Source organism: Leisingera sp. SA32 (genome assembly GCF_056033425.1).
The window spans coordinates 254,127-273,414 of record NZ_JBVYHB010000004.1 but is presented as its reverse complement, the minus strand read 5'-3'; the positions used below and the strand labels follow the sequence as shown (position 1 = coordinate 273,414).

19 protein-coding genes are annotated in these 19,288 nt (G+C 62.3%); 11 read left to right on the top strand and 8 right to left on the bottom strand.

Going from position 1 to position 19,288, the window contains the following annotated elements:
* Window positions 1-71 precede the first annotated feature (71 nt).
* Both AC0IPL_RS08615 and AC0IPL_RS08610 read left to right on the top strand, forming a co-directional pair.
* Entirely contained in the window at window positions 72-341 is a 270-nt protein-coding gene (locus tag AC0IPL_RS08615; protein WP_474273598.1) for an usg protein, read from the top strand.
* A gap of 180 nt (window positions 342-521) precedes the next feature.
* Window positions 522-1,688, top strand: a complete 1,167-nt coding sequence (locus tag AC0IPL_RS08610; protein WP_474273596.1) for a hypothetical protein — start codon at window positions 522-524, stop codon at window positions 1,686-1,688.
* A gap of 68 nt (window positions 1,689-1,756) precedes the next feature.
* On the opposite strand, the gene AC0IPL_RS08605 is transcribed toward AC0IPL_RS08610, so the two are convergent.
* A complete protein-coding gene (locus AC0IPL_RS08605; RefSeq protein ID WP_474273594.1) occupies window positions 1,757-2,710 on the bottom strand; it encodes a radical SAM protein in 954 nt (317 codons plus the stop codon).
* 153 nt (window positions 2,711-2,863) lie between these two features.
* Between AC0IPL_RS08605 and zwf the strand changes: the two genes are divergently transcribed.
* The 5 genes from zwf to tig all read left to right on the top strand — a co-directional run bounded on the left by zwf (window position 2,864) and on the right by tig (window position 9,378).
* Window positions 2,864-4,339 (top strand): glucose-6-phosphate dehydrogenase, encoded by a 1,476-nt coding sequence (zwf, locus tag AC0IPL_RS08600; protein ID WP_474273592.1) that lies wholly within the window; start codon window positions 2,864-2,866, stop codon window positions 4,337-4,339.
* A complete protein-coding gene (gene pgl, locus AC0IPL_RS08595) occupies window positions 4,336-5,007 on the top strand; it encodes a 6-phosphogluconolactonase (protein ID WP_474273591.1) in 672 nt (223 codons plus the stop codon). The genes zwf and pgl overlap by 4 nt, the downstream gene beginning before the upstream one ends.
* A gap of 262 nt (window positions 5,008-5,269) precedes the next feature.
* The gene (locus tag AC0IPL_RS08590; protein WP_474273589.1) at window positions 5,270-6,247 is read left to right on the top strand and encodes a PAS domain S-box protein; all 978 of its coding nucleotides are present in this window, start codon (window positions 5,270-5,272) and stop codon (window positions 6,245-6,247) included.
* Window positions 6,248-6,707: 460 nt separating this feature from the next.
* Window positions 6,708-7,829 (top strand): porin, encoded by a 1,122-nt coding sequence (locus tag AC0IPL_RS08585; protein ID WP_474273587.1) that lies wholly within the window; start codon window positions 6,708-6,710, stop codon window positions 7,827-7,829.
* 217 nt (window positions 7,830-8,046) lie between these two features.
* Window positions 8,047-9,378 carry a trigger factor gene (gene tig / locus AC0IPL_RS08580; protein WP_474273585.1) on the top strand — a complete coding sequence of 444 codons (1,332 nt, stop codon included), beginning with the start codon at window positions 8,047-8,049 and terminating at the stop codon, window positions 9,376-9,378.
* 135 nt (window positions 9,379-9,513) lie between these two features.
* On the opposite strand, the gene AC0IPL_RS08575 is transcribed toward tig, so the two are convergent.
* The 6 genes from AC0IPL_RS08575 to rpsF all read right to left on the bottom strand — a co-directional run bounded on the left by AC0IPL_RS08575 (window position 9,514) and on the right by rpsF (window position 14,010).
* Window positions 9,514-11,472 carry a bifunctional 2',3'-cyclic-nucleotide 2'-phosphodiesterase/3'-nucleotidase gene (locus AC0IPL_RS08575; protein ID WP_474273583.1) on the bottom strand — a complete coding sequence of 653 codons (1,959 nt, stop codon included), beginning with the start codon at window positions 11,470-11,472 and terminating at the stop codon, window positions 9,514-9,516.
* A 125-nt stretch (window positions 11,473-11,597) separates the two neighbouring features.
* Window positions 11,598-12,065 carry a transglycosylase SLT domain-containing protein gene (locus tag AC0IPL_RS08570; RefSeq protein ID WP_474273581.1) on the bottom strand — a complete coding sequence of 156 codons (468 nt, stop codon included), beginning with the start codon at window positions 12,063-12,065 and terminating at the stop codon, window positions 11,598-11,600.
* Window positions 12,066-12,382: 317 nt separating this feature from the next.
* The gene (locus AC0IPL_RS08565) at window positions 12,383-12,595 is read right to left on the bottom strand and encodes a hypothetical protein (RefSeq protein ID WP_474273579.1); all 213 of its coding nucleotides are present in this window, start codon (window positions 12,593-12,595) and stop codon (window positions 12,383-12,385) included.
* Between the two features lie 174 nt (window positions 12,596-12,769).
* Window positions 12,770-13,387 (bottom strand): 50S ribosomal protein L9, encoded by a 618-nt coding sequence (gene rplI / locus AC0IPL_RS08560; RefSeq protein ID WP_474273577.1) that lies wholly within the window; start codon window positions 13,385-13,387, stop codon window positions 12,770-12,772.
* A 12-nt stretch (window positions 13,388-13,399) separates the two neighbouring features.
* Window positions 13,400-13,627 (bottom strand): 30S ribosomal protein S18, encoded by a 228-nt coding sequence (gene rpsR / locus AC0IPL_RS08555; protein WP_005982441.1) that lies wholly within the window; start codon window positions 13,625-13,627, stop codon window positions 13,400-13,402.
* A gap of 29 nt (window positions 13,628-13,656) precedes the next feature.
* Window positions 13,657-14,010 (bottom strand): 30S ribosomal protein S6, encoded by a 354-nt coding sequence (gene rpsF / locus AC0IPL_RS08550; RefSeq protein WP_474273574.1) that lies wholly within the window; start codon window positions 14,008-14,010, stop codon window positions 13,657-13,659.
* Between the two features lie 311 nt (window positions 14,011-14,321).
* Here rpsF and AC0IPL_RS08545 point away from each other — a divergent pair, with 311 nt between their 5' ends.
* Together AC0IPL_RS08545 and AC0IPL_RS08540 are read left to right on the top strand one after the other, a co-directional pair.
* Window positions 14,322-14,855 carry a hypothetical protein gene (locus AC0IPL_RS08545; protein WP_474273572.1) on the top strand — a complete coding sequence of 178 codons (534 nt, stop codon included), beginning with the start codon at window positions 14,322-14,324 and terminating at the stop codon, window positions 14,853-14,855.
* A gap of 155 nt (window positions 14,856-15,010) precedes the next feature.
* A complete protein-coding gene (locus tag AC0IPL_RS08540) occupies window positions 15,011-15,589 on the top strand; it encodes a YceI family protein (RefSeq protein WP_474273570.1) in 579 nt (192 codons plus the stop codon).
* A 165-nt stretch (window positions 15,590-15,754) separates the two neighbouring features.
* Here AC0IPL_RS08540 and AC0IPL_RS08535 read toward each other — a convergent pair whose 3' ends face one another.
* Window positions 15,755-17,017: a cytochrome b/b6 domain-containing protein gene (locus AC0IPL_RS08535; protein ID WP_474273568.1), complete on the bottom strand. Its 1,263-nt coding sequence runs from the start codon at window positions 17,015-17,017 to the stop codon at window positions 15,755-15,757.
* Window positions 17,018-17,195: 178 nt separating this feature from the next.
* On the opposite strand from AC0IPL_RS08535, the gene fabD reads away from it, so the two are divergent.
* Entirely contained in the window at window positions 17,196-18,128 is a 933-nt protein-coding gene (gene fabD / locus AC0IPL_RS08530) for an ACP S-malonyltransferase (RefSeq protein ID WP_474273566.1), read from the top strand.
* 87 nt (window positions 18,129-18,215) lie between these two features.
* Window positions 18,216-18,953: a 3-oxoacyl-ACP reductase FabG gene (gene fabG / locus AC0IPL_RS08525; RefSeq protein ID WP_474273564.1), complete on the top strand. Its 738-nt coding sequence runs from the start codon at window positions 18,216-18,218 to the stop codon at window positions 18,951-18,953.
* Window positions 18,954-19,288: the final 335 nt, after the last annotated feature.

Genomic DNA, 19,288 nt, shown 5'->3' with positions numbered 1-19,288 from the left:
CTCTTGTTTTAACGGAAATTAACCATTTGCATCCTAGCATCATACAGAGGGGGACAGAACTGGAGGCGAAAATGGAGACAACCGAGACCGAACTGATGCTGAAAGGCTATGGGCTGACCACGGCCGAGCTGACTTACCACATGCCGGATTATGTTCATGTGCTGAACACCTTCGTCTGGCAGGAGTACGACCTGATGCCGGACCATCCACGGCTGTTTGAATTCATCGAATTCTGGCAGCGCGAGATCGAAGGCCCGTTGCATTCGGTGCGCTTCAGTCATCGCAAGATGATCGGGCCGGGCGAATGGCGCAACGTGGTCGGAGAGTTCCCGCTGCACTGACAATCTGCGACCGCCGTGATCGCGGTTGTCGCCGACAATTGGTGCTGTTTTGCGATTGCCGGGCCAGGGCTCGCGCAATAGGGTCGCACGTGCTGGCGTCAGCAGGCGCTGTGGTTGTGTTGTCAGACCGGCCTAGCCTGCGGACGCCAACGGATATTATTCGAGGCAAGGCAGGTTTCCATGCGGACACGCGTTTACGGCACAGATGTTGATAACAGGTTTAAGGCGACCACTGAAATCCGCGAGAGCTTCTATGGCCGCGGCGGTGATGATGTTTTCGAGATCTTCCACCATGAGTTTGATTCGAACGTGGTTGGCCGCGAATTCGGCGCAGACCAGTCCGACCGGTTCTTTGGCGGCACGGGGAACGACACGCTCGAGACGCTGTATTTCGATTTCACACAGGGTGCGCGTTATAGCGATTATCGCCAGATCAGTTTTGATGGCGGGCGGGGATACGACACCGTTTCATCGGACGTGACCGTAAACGCGGGGAACGAGGATCGGCTGGAGCTGCGCCTGATTGAAACCAGTGTCAGATCCGTTGAACACTGGGATTACGATATCTCCCTCGGGAGCAACGATGCAGAGATGGCGGCCTTCAACGAGGGCGACTTTGCAATCGTGGCGGGCGCGCAGGACGACACGTTGAGGATCGCCCAGTTCCAGGATTGTTCCGGGGCGGAGATCAACGTCGACACCCTGAATGGAAATGATGCGATCACCTACATGGCCTATCGCAGTGTTGGGATTCTGAATGTCGATACAGGCCGAGGTCACGATTATTTTGACTTCAGTGCTCGCTGGGCGGTGTCTGCCGATGTCCGCGTCAACACCGGAAACGGCAATGATACGGTGGTGATCCACGGCTCGACGGTCAGCCACGCGCAGGAACTGGACGTGGATATCCGTACCGGCAAGGGCAAGGACACCATCGTGCTGGAGGGCATGCACAGCGAGTTCGTGTCTGCAGGATCTGGCAACGATGACATTTACATCCTCACTGGCAGCTTTGCGAATGCAGCCGACACGATCAAGACGGGCGGCGGCCGGGATCGGCTGTTTGTTGAACTAGATGCCTACTCGACGGTGGCGGTTGTCCGGGATTTCGATGCCGACAAGGATGTATTTGTTTTCGACAGGCAGGAAGCCAGAGAACTACTGCCGCGCGATGCCACTGTGACCTTTGACCGGCAGGACTGGCAGGATGCGGAGGAAGACCGCCTGTTCATGGATAATGACGCCGACAAGCTGTATTACGGCGATAACGTGCTGGTGGAATTCAGCAGTGACGTCACCCTGACAGACGCCCACTTTACCACCGGCACCTGGGACTTCTTCGCCTGATCCCGCCTAGGCGCGCCCGTGCTGGGCGCGCCGCCGGACCGGCTGTTGGTGTTTGGCTGGAGGCCCGTTCATGCAGAGCAGCTGGCACCGCCAAGAACGCAGAACTTGGCGCAATGGGGGTGGTTCAGCTGCACCGGCGCTTCGGCCTCCGCCAAGGTTTCGCCCAGCTCGAATTCCTCCGCATAGGGCAACAGGGTGCAGGCCAGGACCGCAGGTCGCTCGGCGCCCCGACGTTTCACCACCATGCGCGACGAGGCACACATCACGCTGTCCGGCGACTTGTTCAGGATCTCCCAGCATCCGGTTGTGATTTCCGGAACGTCGACGGTTTCATCCATCTCCGGAAACAGCACGGTCTGGCCCGGGTCATGGGCGTCGATGGCAAAGCCATGCGCGGCGAACAGCGCCGCGTAGCCTGCGCGCGCTTCGGAGTCGGTCTCACCCCAGACTGTGCGCCCCGCAACCGTCATGGAGAACCCGTTTTCCCGCAGCCACTGCATGCCCTCAAGAGTCTTGGCAAAACTGCCCGAGCCGCGTTCCTTGTCGTGCAGCGCCTCACTGTGGTGGTCCACCGAGATCCGCAGTGTCAGCAGGCCGGGATACGCCTGTTGCAGCTCCAGCAGGCCGGCCCGCACCGTTTTGCGCATCATCGGCCGCATCGCGTTGGTCAGGATCAGCACCTTGTAACCGCGTGACAGCGCTGCGCGGGTCATGGCAATCATCTGCGGGTTCATGAAGGGCTCGCCGCCGGTAAACCCGATCTCCTGCACCGGCCAGCGCCGCGCGGCCAATTGGTCCAGATAGTCCTCGACCTCTGCTTCTGTCAGATAGACCAGCGCGTCATTGGTGGGGGAGCTGAGGATATAGCAGTTGCTACATTCGATGTTGCACAATGTTCCGGTGTTGAACCACAGCGTCTGCGGATCGCTGAGCGGCACAGAGGCGCGCTGCTGACCGTCTGCGGTGAAATAGGGATCCTGGAACTTCCCGACATTCGCATCGGGTTTTTGCAGATCTTTCATGCGGATATCCTTTGCGGCAGTTCCCTTCGGCGCAAGCTACCTTATACTGGCCGGGAATTGAAAGGCACCGCGCCGCAACATGACAGGGATGTGAGCGGCGGTGTGCCGCGCAAGCCCCAGCCAGTGGGGGCGGCGAACAGCGGGAAGAGCAAAATGGTTTCGCGTATCATACCGGTCGATCCTTTTGATCTGGTGATTTTTGGCGGCACGGGGGACCTTGCGCAGCGCAAGATCCTGCCTGCGTTGTTCCGGCGCCATTGCGCGGGCCAGCTGCCAGGAGGGGAGCGGATCATCGGGGCTGCGCGCGCCGCGCTGAGCGGTGAGGAATACCGCCGCATCGTGGCCGCAGCGGTGCGCGACCACTGCGGAGCAGGGGAATGCGACGACGCTGCTTTGGACAGTTTTCTGAAACGGATCAGCTATGTGGCGCTTGATGCGATGGGCACACAGGGCTGGGCAGAGCTGTCGGCGCAGGTGCGCCCCGCCGAACAGGTGCCGGTGCGGCTGTTTTATTTCTCTGTCGGCCCGGCCTTGTTTGCGCCCTTGGCAGAGCGGCTGCACAGCTATGGCCTGACCAATGCGGCGACGCGGATCGTGGTGGAAAAACCCTTTGGTCGCGATCTGCAAACCGCCAAGGCGCTGAACCGCACCCTCGCCAGCCATTTCGACGAAGGGCAGATCTATCGCATCGACCATTACTTGGGCAAGGAAACGGTGCAGAACCTGATGGCGGTGCGCTTTGGCAATATGTTGTTCGAGCCGCTGTGGAACAGCCAGTACGTCGACCACATCCAAATCACCGTTGCGGAAACCGTCGGCATCGAGGGGCGCGAAGACTATTACGAACGCTCCGGTGCCATGCGCGACATGATGCAAAACCACCTGATGCAGCTGCTGTGCCTGATCGCGATGGAGCCGCCGGCCAAGTTCGACCCGGACGCGGTGCGCGACGAAAAGCTCAAGGTGATCCGGGCGCTGGATCCGGTGGAGCCGCATCACATCGTGCGCGGCCAGTATCAGGCGCGCGAGGCGGACGCGGCCGCGCATCCCTCCTATCGCACGGCGGTTGGCAATCCACGCAGCCGCACCGAAAGCTACGTGGCGCTGAAGGCGCATATCAGCAACTGGCGCTGGGCTGGCACGCCGTTCTATCTGCGCACCGGAAAGCGGCTGGCGGCGCGCTCGTCGGTGATCAGCGTGATGTTCAAGGATGCGCCGCACTCGATCTTTGGTGCCGAGGCGGGGCGCCATGCCAACCACCTGAAGATCCGCTTGCAACCGAATGAGGGCATCACGCTGAGCGTGACCATCAAGGAACCAGGGCAGGGCGGCATGCGTCTGATCGACGTGCCGCTGGATATGAGCTTTGCCGAGGCGCTGGGCCCGGAGGGTGGCGATCCGCCAGACGCCTATGAGCGGCTGATCATGGATGTGGTGCGCGGCGACCAGACGCTGTTTATGCGCGGCGACGAGGTGGAGGCGGCCTGGGCCTGGACCGACCCGCTGATCGGCGGCTGGGAAGCGCGCGGCGATGTGCCCAAACCCTATGAGAGCGGCAGCACCGGACCGGGTGACGCTGATTTGCTAATGCGCCGGGATGGGCGTGAATGGAGGGGGATAAACCCATGATGTTCAACGAGTACGCGGATCGGGACATGTTGGCGATCGAGGTCGCCAACGAGATGGCCGGCGATCTGAAAACGCATCTTCTGCACCGCGAGAACGTGTCGCTGGCGGTTGCGGGCGGCACCACGCCCGGACCGATCTTTGATGACTTGTGTGCGGCGGACATCGACTGGGCGCGGGTGCAGGTGATGGCCACCGACGAGCGTTGGGTGCCAGAGGACAACGCGCGCTCCAACGCGGCGATGATCCGGGCCCGCTTGATGCAGGACCGCGCGGCGGCGGCGCAGTTCGTGCCGTTCTACCTGCCCGGTCAGGAGCCAGACGCGGCGCTGGCTCAGCTGGAGCAGCAGCTTCAGGACAAGCTGCCGCTGTCCGTGGTGCTGCTGGGCATGGGCGATGACATGCACACGGCCTCGCTGTTTCCCGGTGTTGCCGGGCTGGAGGCTGCATTGGCGGCCGATGCGCCCGCCTTTGCGGTGATGCGGCCGGACAGCCAGCCGGAAGCCCGCATCAGCCTGACCGCACCGGTACTGGACGCCGCCATCGCCAAGCATCTGGTGATCTTTGGCGAGGCCAAGCGTGCGGCGCTGGAACGCGCCATGACCTTGCCACCGGAAGACGCGCCGATCCAGGCGGTGCTGTCCGAAGCGCGGGTGCACTGGGCGCCCTGAGCCAGCGCCGCCCGCGGGTCGCCGTTGGCGACTGGTCGGAACGGCTCTGGTCGTTTCGGCCTTTCGTCGGGCGGGTGAGTGCGGACCCGCTGCGCCGCAGTTCCGCGGTCGGCACGGCCTGAGCGGTTCGACTCGCACGGTTCGAGACACAACCGGTTGCCGTTGTCCCCGCGGCCTGTGCTGCGCGCAAGGCTTGCATCAGACTATGTTCCTCGGCGAAGGTTGGTCCGCACGGCCTAGTTGCCGATCACAGGGGGAATTGATGAATACCTCGGGTAATCTCAACGCGTATCTTGCAGCGGTTGTCGAGAGTTCCGACGACGCCATCATCACCAAGAACCTTCGCAGCATTATCCAGACATGGAACACCAGTGCCGAGCACCTGTTCGGCTACACGGCAGAAGAGGCTGTGGGCAAGTCGATCATGATGCTCATTCCGGAAGATCGCCACCACGAGGAGGTCGATATCATCGCGCGGCTGCGCCGGGGAGAGCGTATCCGACATTTTGAAACGTTTCGCAGACGCAAGGACGGCAGCCTGGTGCCGATTTCGCTGACGATTTCGCCGGTTCGGAGCGCTGCGGGAGAGGTGGTCGGCGCCTCCAAGATCGCGCGGGACATCAGCCTGCAACGCGAGGCGGCAGAGCGTCAGCGCATGTTGTTGGCAGAAATGCGCCACCGGGTGGGCAATTCTTTCGCTGTCGCGGGAAGTCTGATCTCCGTGACTGCACAGCGGGTCTCGAACGCAAGCGAGTTGGCCGCACTGATGCGAGAGCGCCTGGTGGCGCTGTCGTCCGCGCACCGACTGGCAGTGGTTGACCCGAGCGGCGGAAGCCTTGGCAAGACATCGCTGCGCGAATTGGTCATGGCAATCGTGGCGCCTTTTGCGGGGGGCGAGGGGCCGGAGGTCGACATCGAGGATGTGTACCTCGGGCCGGATGCCGTCACGCCGCTTGCGCTGATCCTTTTTGAACTTTGCACCAATGCAACGAAATACGGTGCCTTTGGCGTGACCGGTGGCCGTCTTGCCGTTCGGGCCCGTCGAACCGGTGATCGGTTCGTCATTGATTGGCAAGAGAGTTGCTGCATTGACCCGCAAAGCGTGAATACCGAAGGGTTTGGCACCAAGATGTGTCAAAACGTGGCGGAGACGGCGCTTGGCGGCTCCATCTCCCGCGCGTTTACGGCCTCAGGGATGCGGGCGACGATAGATCTCGATTTCGCGGCACTCCAGGCCTGACAGATCCGGGCCCGCGGGAATGGCCCTGCTTGCCGGGCGCCCGGACAGCGTGGGCCGGTATCGCCGCAATCCGCGCGCCGTCTTGCAGCCTCAGCGCATCGCCGGAATCGCGCCTGCTGTGCGCCGGTCAGTCGCGGATAATTGACCACTATATAGCGCCTGCGCGGCAGGTCGTGGCACAGGCTGTGCTGCTTCGGATAGCGCCTTGCATATCGCGCATTGCTGCTATGTTCTGGGTGCAGTTTCTTATGTGAAATAAATTACTTAACGCTTTGAGGTCAGGCGGAAAATAGCCGCTACCAGCAGGGCGTAAGCGGAAACTTGCCGACCGCGAGACCCTGTTTTGGTCGCCGTTTTTCAACCCCTCAAATCCCCGGAATCCACGCATTACCTGTGGCCTGTGCCAGCGGCCCCAGGGATGGAGGGGCTGGCTGGCCAAAGGAACAGGAGACTCAGGAACATGAGCACCAAATTCACGGCACGAGCGGGCGCAGCATCTCTGGCGGTTGCAGCCCTCGCAGCACCGGCGTTTGCCGGACCAACCTATACCAACGACACCGGCGGCAGCTTTACGTGGTATGGTCACCTCAACCCCTCCTTCCAGTCGTTCGACGACGGCGTGGAGGACTACAATCGTCTGGTGGACAACTCCGGCTCCAGTTCGCGTATCGGTTTCTGGCTCAACCAGCAGTTCGGCGAGAACACCCTGCGCTTTCGCTTTGAGACCTCTTTCGGCTTCCGTGGCAGCGACGGCGTGAACCAGGTCACCACCGGTGACAATGTCAGCTGGGATCGCACCAATATCCGCCACGTTGACCTGCAATTTGACACCGCCAATTACGGTCGCTTCTCGGCAGGTCAGGGCTCGATGGCGTCTGACGGCATCACCGGCACCGATTTCTCCGGCACCGGCCTGGGTGCCAGCGTCGCGGTCGCCGACCCGGCAGGCGGCTATGCGTTCCGCACCAGCGGTGGCGCGCTCAGCACCATCGAAATCGGCGACGTCTTTAATGACTTTGACGGCAGCCGTCTCGGCCGTGTCCGTTATGACACGCCCGAACTGGCGGGTTTCACCCTGTCGACCTCCTACGGTACCGACATCCTGAACGAGAACAACGACCGCGAGACCTATGACGTGGCCGTGCGTTACGCCAACGATCAGGTCGGTGCCTTTGCCATCGATGCAGGCCTTGGCGCGGCCTGGGCCGAACAGACCGGCCAGCAAGATCGCCGTGACATCTCCGGCTCCTTCGGGGTGCTGCACAAGGACAGCGGCGTCTCGCTGAACCTAGCTGCGGGTGAGCGCGACATTGCTGGCAGCTATGCCTACGCCAAGCTGGGCTATGAGGCGAACCTGATCTCGGCCGGTTCCACTGCGTTCTCGGTCGACTATTACGACGGGTCTGATATGGCCAGCACTGGCGACAGCGCGGAATCCTGGGGTGTCGCCGCGGTCCAGAAAATCGACGCCTACAACGTCGAGGCCTATCTGGGCTACCGCAACTACTCCTATGCCGACAACAGCGCGACCACCTATCAGGATGCCGATGTGATCCTGGCGGGTGCCCGCTGGAAGTTCTGAGCGTCTCCTCCCTAGCGTTCAGACCGGAAACACGCCCCTCTTGTGGGGCGTGTTTTTGCGTTGTAGGGGCGAATTTACGGGGCGATTGCGCAAAAACTGCCAATTCCCGCCTCATACGGGCAATGCCCCTTGCGCCGCCGGCTCTGGGGAAATAGAAGACCGCAAATTGTCTGGGGGCGCCTGCGCGCACGCGCCCCGAATCTCTATGGGGAATAGGATGCAGGTCACCGAGACGCTGAACGAAGGTCTGAAACGCGGCTACGCCATCACCGTCACAGCTGCTGAGCTGGACGCGAAGGTCAACGAAAAGCTGGTCGAAGCCCAGCCGGAAGTTGAAATGAAGGGCTTCCGCAAGGGCAAAGTGCCGATGGCGCTGCTGAAGAAACAGTTTGGCCAGCGCCTGATGGGCGAAGCCATGCAGGAAGCTGTTGATGGTGCGATGAACCAGCACTTTGAAGACAGCGGCGATCGCCCGGCGATGCAGCCCGAAGTCAAGATGACCAACGAAGACTGGAAAGAGGGCGACGACGTCAACGTCGAAATGTCCTATGAGGCGCTGCCGGAAATCCCGGACGTCGACTTCTCTGGCGTTGAGTTGGAAAAGCTGGTGGTCAAGGCTGACGAAGATGCCGTCAACGAAGCGCTGACCAACCTGGCCGAAACCGCCCAGGACTTCGAAGCCCGCGAAGAGGGTGCGGCTGCCGAAGAAGGCGATCAGGTTGTGATCGACTTCCTGGGCAAGGTCGACGGTGAAGCCTTTGAAGGCGGAGCAGGCGACGACTACCCGCTGACCCTGGGCTCCAACTCCTTCATCCCCGGCTTCGAAGAGCAGCTGGTCGGCACCAAGGCCGGTGAAGAAAAAGACGTGACCGTGACCTTCCCGGAAGAGTACGGCGCAGAGCACCTGGCCGGCAAAGAAGCGGTCTTCACCTGCAAGGTGAAAGAGGTCAAAGCCCCGAAAGCGGCCGAGATCAACGACGAGCTGGCGAAGAAGTTCGGCGCCGAGGATCTGGAAGGTCTGAAAGCCCAGATCTCCGAGCGTCTGGAAGCCGAATACGCGGGTGCCGCCCGCGCCGTGATGAAGCGTGCGCTGCTGGACAAACTGGACGGTCTGGTCTCCTTTGACCTGCCGCCGTCGCTGGTCGAGGCCGAAGCCAAGCAGATCGCGCATCAGCTGTGGCACGAGGAAAACCCTGAGGTTCAGGGTCACGATCACCCCGAGATCGAGACCACCGAGGAGCACACCAAGCTGGCAGAGCGCCGCGTGCGCCTGGGTCTGCTGCTGGCCGAGCTGGGCCAGAAAGCCGAAGTCGAGGTGACCGACGCCGAAATGACCCAGGCGATCATGGCGCAGGCGCGTCAGTATCCGGGTCAGGAACGTCAGTTCTTCGAATTCATTCAGCAGAACGCCCAGATGCAGCAGCAGCTGCGCGCACCGCTGTTTGAAGACAAAGTGGTTGATCACATCGTTGAGCAGGCCAAAGTCGAGGAGAAAGAAGTCTCCAAAGACGACCTGCAAAAAGCGGTTGAGGCCCTGGACGACGAGTAATCGTCTCTGCTTCGTGCGTTACGGAAAGGCCGCCCTTGGGCGGCCTTTTTGCATTTGGATCTTGCCTAACCTGCCCAACAAAAAAGGCCGCGCAGCAGGTGCTGCGCGACCAATACCGTTCAGCGCAAGCGCCCCTTACAGGTCGATGCGGAAGCGGGCAAAACCGTCCGGGCCTTCGCCTGCGGCCTGGATCTTCACGCCGGGTACCGCATCGGCATAGTCGGCCGCCTTGGGGCCAGTGTCGAACAGAACGGATGTGCCGGGTAGGGCGGCAAAGCGCCAGTTGGCATCTGCCTTTGGGCTGACGGTGCCCTGTTCGACGATATAGCGCACCAGTACGTCGCGGTTGGTGTCGGGGCCTTCGAACACGGTGGTGTCGCCCTTGGCGCCGGGGAAACTGCCGCCGCCGCCCGCGCGGTAGTTATTGGTGGCGATAATGAATTCCTGCTCGGGGTCCAGAGGCTTGCCGTTGTACTGGAGGTTCACGATGCGGTTGGCGTCGGGGTTCGCCATTTCGCCCTTGGGCGTGAACATAGACGGCTGGCTCAGGTCGATCTCATAGGTCACCCCATCAATCACATCAAAGTTGTAGGACGGGAACGCCGGGTTCAAAAGCACCTGATCGGCCTTGCCCGGCTCGACCTGGTTGAACATGCCCGCCGACCGTTCCAGCCAGCCCTTGACCTGTGCGCCCGTTACCTTCACCGCGCGCACGGTATTGGGGTAGAGATACAGGTCGGCAACGTTCTTGATCGCAACATCCCCTACCGGCACATCGGTGTAATACTCCGGCCCGCCGCGGCCACCGGCCTTGAACGGCGCAGCGGCAGACAGGATCGGCAGGCCCTCAAACGCGCTGCCTTTCAGCATCTGCTCAATATACCAGGTCTGTGCCTGCGACACGATCTGCACAGACGGATCGTCCGCCACCAGCGCGAAATAGCTGTGCAGCGGCGCGTCAGTCTTGCCCACCGCGCGGCGCACATAGGCCAGGGTTGCGTCATGTTCGGCCTGCACCGCGTCCAGCACCTTTTGCTGGCTGTCGACCAGCGCCGTGACAGAGCGGTCCTCGTTGCGCTTGGAAATCGGCCGCGCCTCTGCCGTGTGGCCAACCACCCGCCAGCCCGCGCCATCGCGTTCCAGCATCAGGTCGATCAGCCCCATGTGGCTGCCCCAGAAACCGCCCATTACGGCGGGCTTGCCGTGGATAGTGCCCTTGTCCACATCGACGCCCGCAAAATCCGCATAGTTGGAGGAGGGGAAAACCAGGTGGCTGTGGCCGGTCATGATCGCGTCAATGCCCTCCACCGCCGCCAGCGGCACGGAGGCGTTTTCCATGTCGTCGCCGCCCTCCGCCGCGCCAATGCCGGAATGTGACAGTGCCAGGATGATGTCGGCACCTTTCTCTTTCATCTCAGGCACATAGGCGCGGGCGCACTCAACAATGCCGCGCGCCTGCACGTTGCCTTCCAAATGGCGACGGTCCCAGTTCATCACCTGTGGCGGCACAAAGCCGATGATACCGATCTTGATCGGATGGCTGTTGCCCGCGCCATCGGTCAGGGTGCGGTCCAGGATCTGATAGGGCGGCAGCAGGGTCTCATCCTGGCGCGGGGTGGCGCCAGTCTTTTTGACCACATTGGCACAGACCACCGGGAAACCCGCGCCCGCCAGTGATTTCTCCAGGAACGACAGGCCATAGTTGAACTCATGGTTGCCCAGCGTGGAGGCGTCGAAGCCCACGGTATTCATCGCGGCGATCACCGGGTGCATGTCGCCCTCCTTCATGCCCCGTTCATAGGCGATGTAATCGCCCATCGGGTTGCCTTGCAGGAAGTCGCCATTGTCCAGGAGCAGCGAATTGGTCGCCTCCGCGCGGACCTCCTCGATCAGCGAGGCAGTGCGGGCAAGACCGACGGTGTCCACCGGGCGGTCGCCATAATAATCATAGGGAAACACATGCACATGCAGGTCGGTGGTTTCCATCAGTCGCAGATGGACCTGCCCGGCAGCGGCCTGGGCGGAAAACGGGTGCAGGGCAATCAACCCGGCGCTGCCGGCCAGAAATGCACGGCGGTCAAGTGTGATGGGCATGGTCGTCTCCTTGTCTTTAAACGGATCCGCAGGGCGAAATCTTTGCACCTGCGGTAGTGGACAGATGTAACACCTGCATTGCGACCCGCAGGCAGAGACGTGTTTTGCCGTATCTGTCTCGCAGGTCAGCTGAGTCCGGTCTCTTCCAGCATGCCGCGCCGCTTGGCCTCAAAGTAGTAGCCGCGCGAATAATGCTTCACAGCTTGATCTTCGCTGCCGTCTGAAATCAGCCAGGCACCGCGAAGATACTTGCCAGCGTATTTCAGGTTGGTCTCCGCATCCAGAAGATCCTTCGGCCTGCCTCGAAACCCCATGGAGCGTGCGGTTGCCGGCAGGATCTGCAACAGCCCGAAATAGGGCCGGTTGACCGCCCAGGGGCGATGGGTGCTTTCGCGCACGGCCAGTCGATGCACCAGGCTGCGGGGCACCTTATAATGATCGGCCCAATGGTTGATCTGACGGCGCAATTCAGGGGTCTCATTCGGGTAGAGCGGCGGATCGAAGGTCGGTCGCTCCGGCGTTGCGGCGGTGCTGCCGCAGGCGGTCAGGGTGGTGGTGGCGAGGAGGGATAGCAGACAGGTCCGGCGGTTCATGCGCGCTCCGAGAATGGGAAACTGCCGTCAACCTAGCCGGAATGCGCGCAGCCGCAATGCCCGCAATGGCCAGCACAAGGCCCACGGGCGGGGAACCGCCGCTGCGGACCGGCTGTTTCGGCAGGTTTATCAAAATTTAACAATTCAACGTTTGTTAAATATGTTCATCCCCCACATATTGGGGTCGCGCATTGAGGCAATACGACCCTCAGGCAGTCTGCCCCTCTCGCCTGGGGGGCTGACTGACCAGATCGGGCAGCGGGGGCCGCGGCTGTTTCCCAATTTTCGCGGTCCCCAACAGTGCCAGGATGCCCGGGTCAGGGCGTTGCTGTCGGCCCGTGCCGAGCGTCCTGCGTGGTTGGTTCGAACAGCCCATGCCCCGGCGCGATCATGCCGCGGCGAACGAGCTCGGTGATCGGTTCACCGCGCAAACTAGGTTTGTCGAACGTGTTCCCCCGCAGCAGCCGAAACAGCAATCTGCGGCGTAGCGTCAGCTCTTCGCGGTCCAGATCGGTTTCTGTCCTTGTCATGGGCACCCCCTTTCCTTGCTCCCGTCGCCATGCTGACAGAGGTGGGCAAAGGGAAAGTTAGGGCGATCGTGGAAAATTTCTAAAGTTTGCTTTGCATTGGCAAGCTGTGCCCAGACAAAAGAAAAGGCCGCCCGGCTGGGGCGGCCTTTCCAGATCTCACCAATCCGATTGGGATCAGTTGGTTTCGTCTTCGCCAGCGGCCTCGGCTGCCGGTGCATCGTCGTCGTCGTCGGATGCGGCGGAACCGATGTCGTCAAACAGTTCGGAAATCTCGAACTCGGCAGCGGCTTCCTCTTCGGCGGCCAGCTCCTGGATCGATTTGCCGGATGCCTGCAGCTCTGCCTCTTCGGCGGAGCGGGCGACATTCAGCTTGATTTCGACTTCGACTTCGGGGTGCAGCTTCACGGAGACAGTGTGCAGACCCAGGTACTTGATCGGGTTGATCAGGGCGACCTGTTTCTTGTCAACGGAGAAGCCTTCCGCGGTGGCGGCGTCGGCGGCGTCACGCGGGGTGACCGAGCCGTACAGCGCGCCCGCATCCGAAGCGGAGCGAATCACGATGAACTGCTGGCCGTCCAGCTTCTCAGCCAGGGCCTCGGCCTCTTTCTTGGTTTCCAGGTTGCGCGCTTCCAGCTGCGCTTTCTGGTCCTCGAAGGCGGCGATGTTGGCGTCGGAGGCGGTTTTTGCCTTGCCCTGCGGCAGCAGGAAGTTGCGGGCAAAACCGGGCTTTACGTCGACGACGTCGCCCATCTGGCCCAGCTTTGCAACGCGCTCAAGAAGGATAACTTGCATCTGCTTCTCTCCTTACTTCACAGCGTAGGGCAGCAGGGCGAGGAAGCGGGCGCGCTTGATCGCACGAGCCAGCTCACGCTGCTTTTTTGCCGAAACGGCGGTGATACGCGAAGGAACGATCTTGCCACGCTCAGAGATGTAGCGTTGCAGCAGACGGGTGTCCTTGTAGTCGATCTTCGGCGCGTTGTCGCCCGAGAAGGGGCACACCTTGCGGCGGCGGAAAAACGGTTTGGCTGCCATGATTTAGCGTCCTTTACTCAAGCGTTAGATCAGCGGCGTTCGCGACGGTTGTCGCGTTCGTCACGTTTCTGCATCTGGACCGAGGGGCCCTCGGCGTGCTCGTCGACCTTGATGGTCAGAACGCGCATCACGTCGTCATGCAGGCGCATCAGGCGTTCCATTTCCTGGATCGCGGTTGCCGGAGCATCGGTGCGCAGGAAGGCGTAGTGGCCCTTGCGGTTCTTGTTGATCTTGTAGGCCATCGTCTTGACGCCCCAGTACTCGTTGTCGACCAGCTTGCCGCCGTTGTCGGACAGAACAGCACCGAAATGTTCGATGAGGCCTTCAGCTTGCGAGTTGGACAGGTCCTGACGCGCAATCATGACATGCTCATAGAGTGGCATGCGAACTCCTGTTTGTGTCTAGGCGCATTTCATAGACCGGGCATCTGATGCTTCCGCTGCCGGGTCACGAGAGGCTGCGCGGATCGAAAGAGGTGCGAAAGCAGGGCCTCCTATACAGGCTGGCGCTGAAAGAGCAAGGCAAAAGGGCCAGACGGTCGTCGGCGCAACGGGATCAGCCGCCGCGCCAATTCCGCGGTGGTGCCACACTCCTGCCTGAATGCCACGTTCATCTTGGTTAACGAAACATTACCTTGATCCCGGTCCGCAATGCCACAGGGGGCCTGCCGGGGTCGGTGCGAAAGGGCAGGACGATGGCATTAGCAGAACAGGTTCAGACGTCTGGCGCCCCGATGCGTCGCAGCGCGGCGTTCGGCGCCATGACCGCCGCCGTGCCGTTGAACCTGCGGCTGGAGGCGAGCTGGACTTTGCGACTGGTGTTGATGCGGTTTCTTGGGGGGGCGATGATGGTCAGCGCGATCGGCCTTTGGCTGATGCCGGAGGCCGGTGCCGGGCATGACCTGACGCTGGTGCGTTTGGGGATCTCGGTGGCGCTGGTACTGGTCGGCCTGGCGCTGCTGAGCGCGCGCGATGACAGCAGCCGTCCCGAGGCCTGCTTTGATCCGATCCGCCGCGAGCTGCGGGTGTTGCAATGCGATCCACATCGCCGCCCGCGCATGGTCCTGCGCCGCAGCTACGACAGCCTGGGCGGCGCGCGGCTGACGGCGGCCACCGTGCAGCTGTTTGAGAACGACGGTCGCCTGTTGATCGAACTGCCGCTCGGTTCCGCGACGCTGCGTGGCCAGCTGCGTGACCAGCTCAGCGGTGCGGTGCGGCTTTTGTCCTGAGAACCTATCACGTTTGCGCGAGTCGCGCCCCGGCGCCTCCCACACCGGGTTTAGTGTTCGCGCGCTCACAGGTAGTGTTGGAATTTGCGGGCTTCCCGTTTGGGGGGCATACGCCACATCTGGTGGCATAAGAATTTATGAAACGGAGCCTTACCATGCAAAAGACCCTGTTTGCCGCCGCACTGGCCGCAATCGCCGCAACCGGCGCTGCCGCCGCCCCGGAAAAATACGTGCTGGATTCCGGCCACAGCCAGGTATTGTTCGACTACAATCACCTCGGCTATTCCACCACCTACGGGATGTTCTCGGGTTTTGAAGGCGAGATCATGTTCGATCAGGAAGATCCTGCGGCCTCCAGCGTGTCCGTGTCGATGCCGCTCAGCAGCATGTTCACCGGCTGGCAGAAGCGCTTCGACCACTTCATGACCAAGGATTTCTTCGACGCAACCGAGGATGAGACCATCACCTTTACCTCCACCGCGATCGACGTGACCGGCGAGGACACGGCCAAGATCACCGGCGATCTGACCCTCAATGGGGTCACAAAGTCTGTGGTGCTGGACGCCAAGCTGAACAAGGCTGGCGAGCATCCGATGGCGAAAAAGCCCTGGGCCGGGTTCGACGCCACCACCACGCTGGTGCGCTCGGAGTATAACCTGGGCCAGTTCGCGCCCTTCGTCAGCGATGAGGTCAACGTCAAGATCTCGGTCGAGGCGATGAAAGCCGAAGAGTGATCTGCCACGGTTGACCACCTCAGTTCGACAACACATTGACCGCCGGTTCCATCAGGAGCCGGCGGTCTCTTTGTTTTCCGACCCGCCGCCAAGGTCGCAGACCTGACGGAAAAAGCCCCCGGCGGGTGCCGGGGGCTGCGGGTCTGTCAGGCGGGTGGTGATGGCTCAGGGGCTGCGGTTGGCCTCCAGCTCCACGATCACATCAACAGCAAAGGCAAGCGAGCTTTCATCCGGCAGGCTTTGTCCGATGCCGAAGTCCAAGCGGTTCAGGGTCATTTTGCCCTGCATCCGGGCGGTGTCGCCGTCCAACTCCAGCGTAAAGGGCAGGGTGACCGGCACCTCCTGTCCCTTCAGCGACAGGGTGCCGCGCGCCTCATAGCCGGTCTCCAGCTTTACGATCTGAGCGGCAAATCGGGCGGTGGGAAAGCTGGCGCTGTCAAAATAATCGGCGCCCATGGCCTGCTGGGTGACCGACCCCAGTTCCAGCGAGGGGATTGCGACGGTCACCTCGACGTCCCCGGCTGGGCCGGGGGTGGCGGGGTCTTCAAACTGGATCTGCGCTGACCAGTCGGCAAAGCTGCCGCGGACTGCGCTGCCCATCTGGGTGACCGATATTGCCAGCGTGCCGGATTGCACCTGCCAGGTGTTGGCGCTGGCGTCAGCGGGACTGCCAGCGGGCTGCACGGCGGTCACCGGTGTGGCGGCGCCGCGGTCATGGCTGTGGTCGTGCCCCCCAAGAACACCCAGCAGCGCGCCGCCGCTCAGCACCCCGGCCCAGACCACCAGCGCCAGCACCAGCGGCATCACGCTGTGGGTTTGCGGCGGCGGAGGGGACACGTCGCGCGTGCCCGGCAGCATTCGCCGCAGGGTCGCATCGCGGTCAATAACATGGTGTTTTACGGCCCCGGCAACATGCAGCCCCAGCGCCACCGCCAGGGTCCAGACCAGCAACCAATGCAGCCCGCCAAAGAAACCGGCCACCGCCTCGGACTTGGGCACAAACGGCAGGCTCTGGCCGAAGGGCCACCAGATTGGCGCAAAGCCGGTGGTGGCCGCATGGTGGATCCAGCCCGACAGCGGCACCGCAACCAGCGAGCCATACAGCAGCCAGTGCACCACCTCTGCCGCCAGCGCCTCGGCCTTGCGGTCCGGGTGCAACAGGCCGGGCTTGGGCTGGCTCAGCGTCCAGAGAATGCGCAAGGTGGCGGTGAAAAATACCGCAACACCAAGAGTTTTGTGCAGCGAGAACAGCCATGTGGCGCGTTCGATCACCGCCGGGCTGCCGTCAAATCCGGCGCTCTGGATCTCATGCGCCAGCTCATTTGCGAAATACCCCAGCGGAAAGGCCGTAAGAATGAGCAGAGCTGTCAGCCAGTGAAAGGTCTTGGCGACGCTGCCGTAGCTGTGAGCGGTGTTGTGGCGCGACATTGGCTGGCGGTCCTTCTGATGTCCGATGCTGCGACAAACCTAGCGACCTCACGCCCCTATGCAACACGCGCCTCGGGCTTATCAGCGCACAGTCTTGGTGCGTAGGCTGCGGCTTTGCTTGTACGCGGCGTCAAGGGCCGTTACATCAGGAAAAACACTCAATTACACGAGGTCATCAATGACGATCGCATTTGTGTTCCCCGGACAGGGCGCCCAGACCATCGGGATGGGCAAGGCGCTGGCAGAGGCCTATCCGGCGGCCAAGGCCATCTTTGACGAAGTCGACGACGCTCTGGGCGAAAGCCTCAGCCAGCTGATCTGGGAGGGCGACATCGAGACCCTGACCCTGACCCAAAACGCGCAGCCTGCGCTGATGGCCACTTCGCTGGCAGCCATGCGCGCGTTGGAGACCGAGGGCGTCAGCATCGACAAGGCGGCTTTTGTGGCCGGACACTCGCTGGGCGAATACTCCGCGCTGGCGGCGGCGGGGTCGATTTCCGTGGCGGACACCGCGCGGCTGCTGCGCACCCGTGGTCTGGCCATGCAAAGCGCCGTGCCGGTGGGCGAGGGTGCCATGGCCGCGATCCTTGGGCTGGATCTTGAGGCCGTGCGCGCCGTCGCTGACGAGGCCGCGCAGGGAGATGTCTGTCAGGCTGCGAATGACAATGATCCCACACAGGTCGTGGTCTCCGGCGCCAAGGCAGCGGTGGAACGCGCCGCCGCGATTGCCAAGGAAAAGGGCGCCAAGCGGGCGGTGATGTTGCCGGTGTCCGCGCCGTTCCACTGCGCGCTGATGCAGCCCGCGGCCGATGCGATGGCCGAGGCGCTGGCGGGTGTGGATATCAAATCCCCCGCGGTGCCACTGATAGCCAATGTGCGGGCCGATGCGGTGACCAACCCGGACGAGATCCGCCAGCTGCTGGTCGAACAGGTGACCGGTTCGGTGCGCTGGCGCGAAAGCGTGCAGGCCATGGCCGCGAAGGGCGTGACCGAGTTCTGGGAGATCGGCGCAGGCAAGGCGCTGTCGGGCATGATCCGCAAGATCGACCGCGCGCTGACCAGCCGCCAGGCAGGCACGCCTGAGGACGTGCAGGCCCTGGCCGCCGGGTAACCGGAAGTTTGCAGAAAATCCGGCCCGTGTCCTCGCGTCGCAACACGATGCCCATGACGGGCCGGCATTCATAACCGAGGAAAAGACATGTTTGATCTGACTGGCAAGACCGCCCTGATTACCGGCGCCTCCGGCGGCATCGGCGGCGACATCGCCCGCGCCCTGCACAAAGCAGGCGCTACCGTGGCGCTGTCGGGCACCCGCGAAGAACCGCTCAAAGCGCTGGCCGAAGAACTGGGCGAACGCGCCCATGTGCTGCCCTGCAACCTGTCCGACGCCGAGGCGGTCGAGGCTTTGCCGAAACAGGCGGCTGAGGCGATGGGCTCTGTCGACATTCTGGTGAACAACGCAGGCATAACCCGTGACAACCTGTTCATGCGCATGAAGGACGAGGAATGGCAGAGCGTTCTGGACGTGAACCTGACCTCCACCATGCGGCTGTGCCGCGGTGTGCTGCGCGGGATGATGAAGGCGCGCTGGGGCCGTATCATCAACATCTCTTCGGTCGTTGGCACCACTGGCAACCCCGGCCAAGGCAACTATGCGGCGTCGAAGGCGGGCATGGTCGGCATGTCCAAATCGCTGGCTTATGAGGTCGCCAACCGTGGCATCACCGTCAATGCCGTCGCGCCGGGCTTTATCGCCACCGCGATGACAGACAAGCTGAACGACGGCCAGAAAGACGCGATCCTGACCCAGATCCCCGCGGGCCGCATGGGAGATTCGCGCGAAATCGCCTCGGCCGTTCTGTATCTGGCCAGCCCCGAGGCCGGCTATGTCACCGGCACCACGCTGCACGTGAATGGCGGCATGGCGATGATCTGACCGCTAGCTGGCCGTAAACTGCTCGGACGCGGGCAAAAAGCTGGCCGAGGCAAAATCCAGGCGCTGCAGGGCCGCTGCGGTGCCTTTCCGCTGCCGCACTTGCCCCGGCAGAAGGTTGAACCGTCCGGCAGGCCATTGAAAAGCTGACCATTTGGAAAAAAATTCCCGCCGCACCCTTGCAAGGGCTTGATTGGAGCGCCATCTGCACGCTTCATGGCTGCCAGGTGCAGGTTGGCCGTGCAGGCGTCACCTTGCGAAACCGTTTGCCTTGGCTGCGGTCTATGCTATAGGCGGCGCATATTCGCGGTGGCCTTCACTTTGGGACATGCCGCACC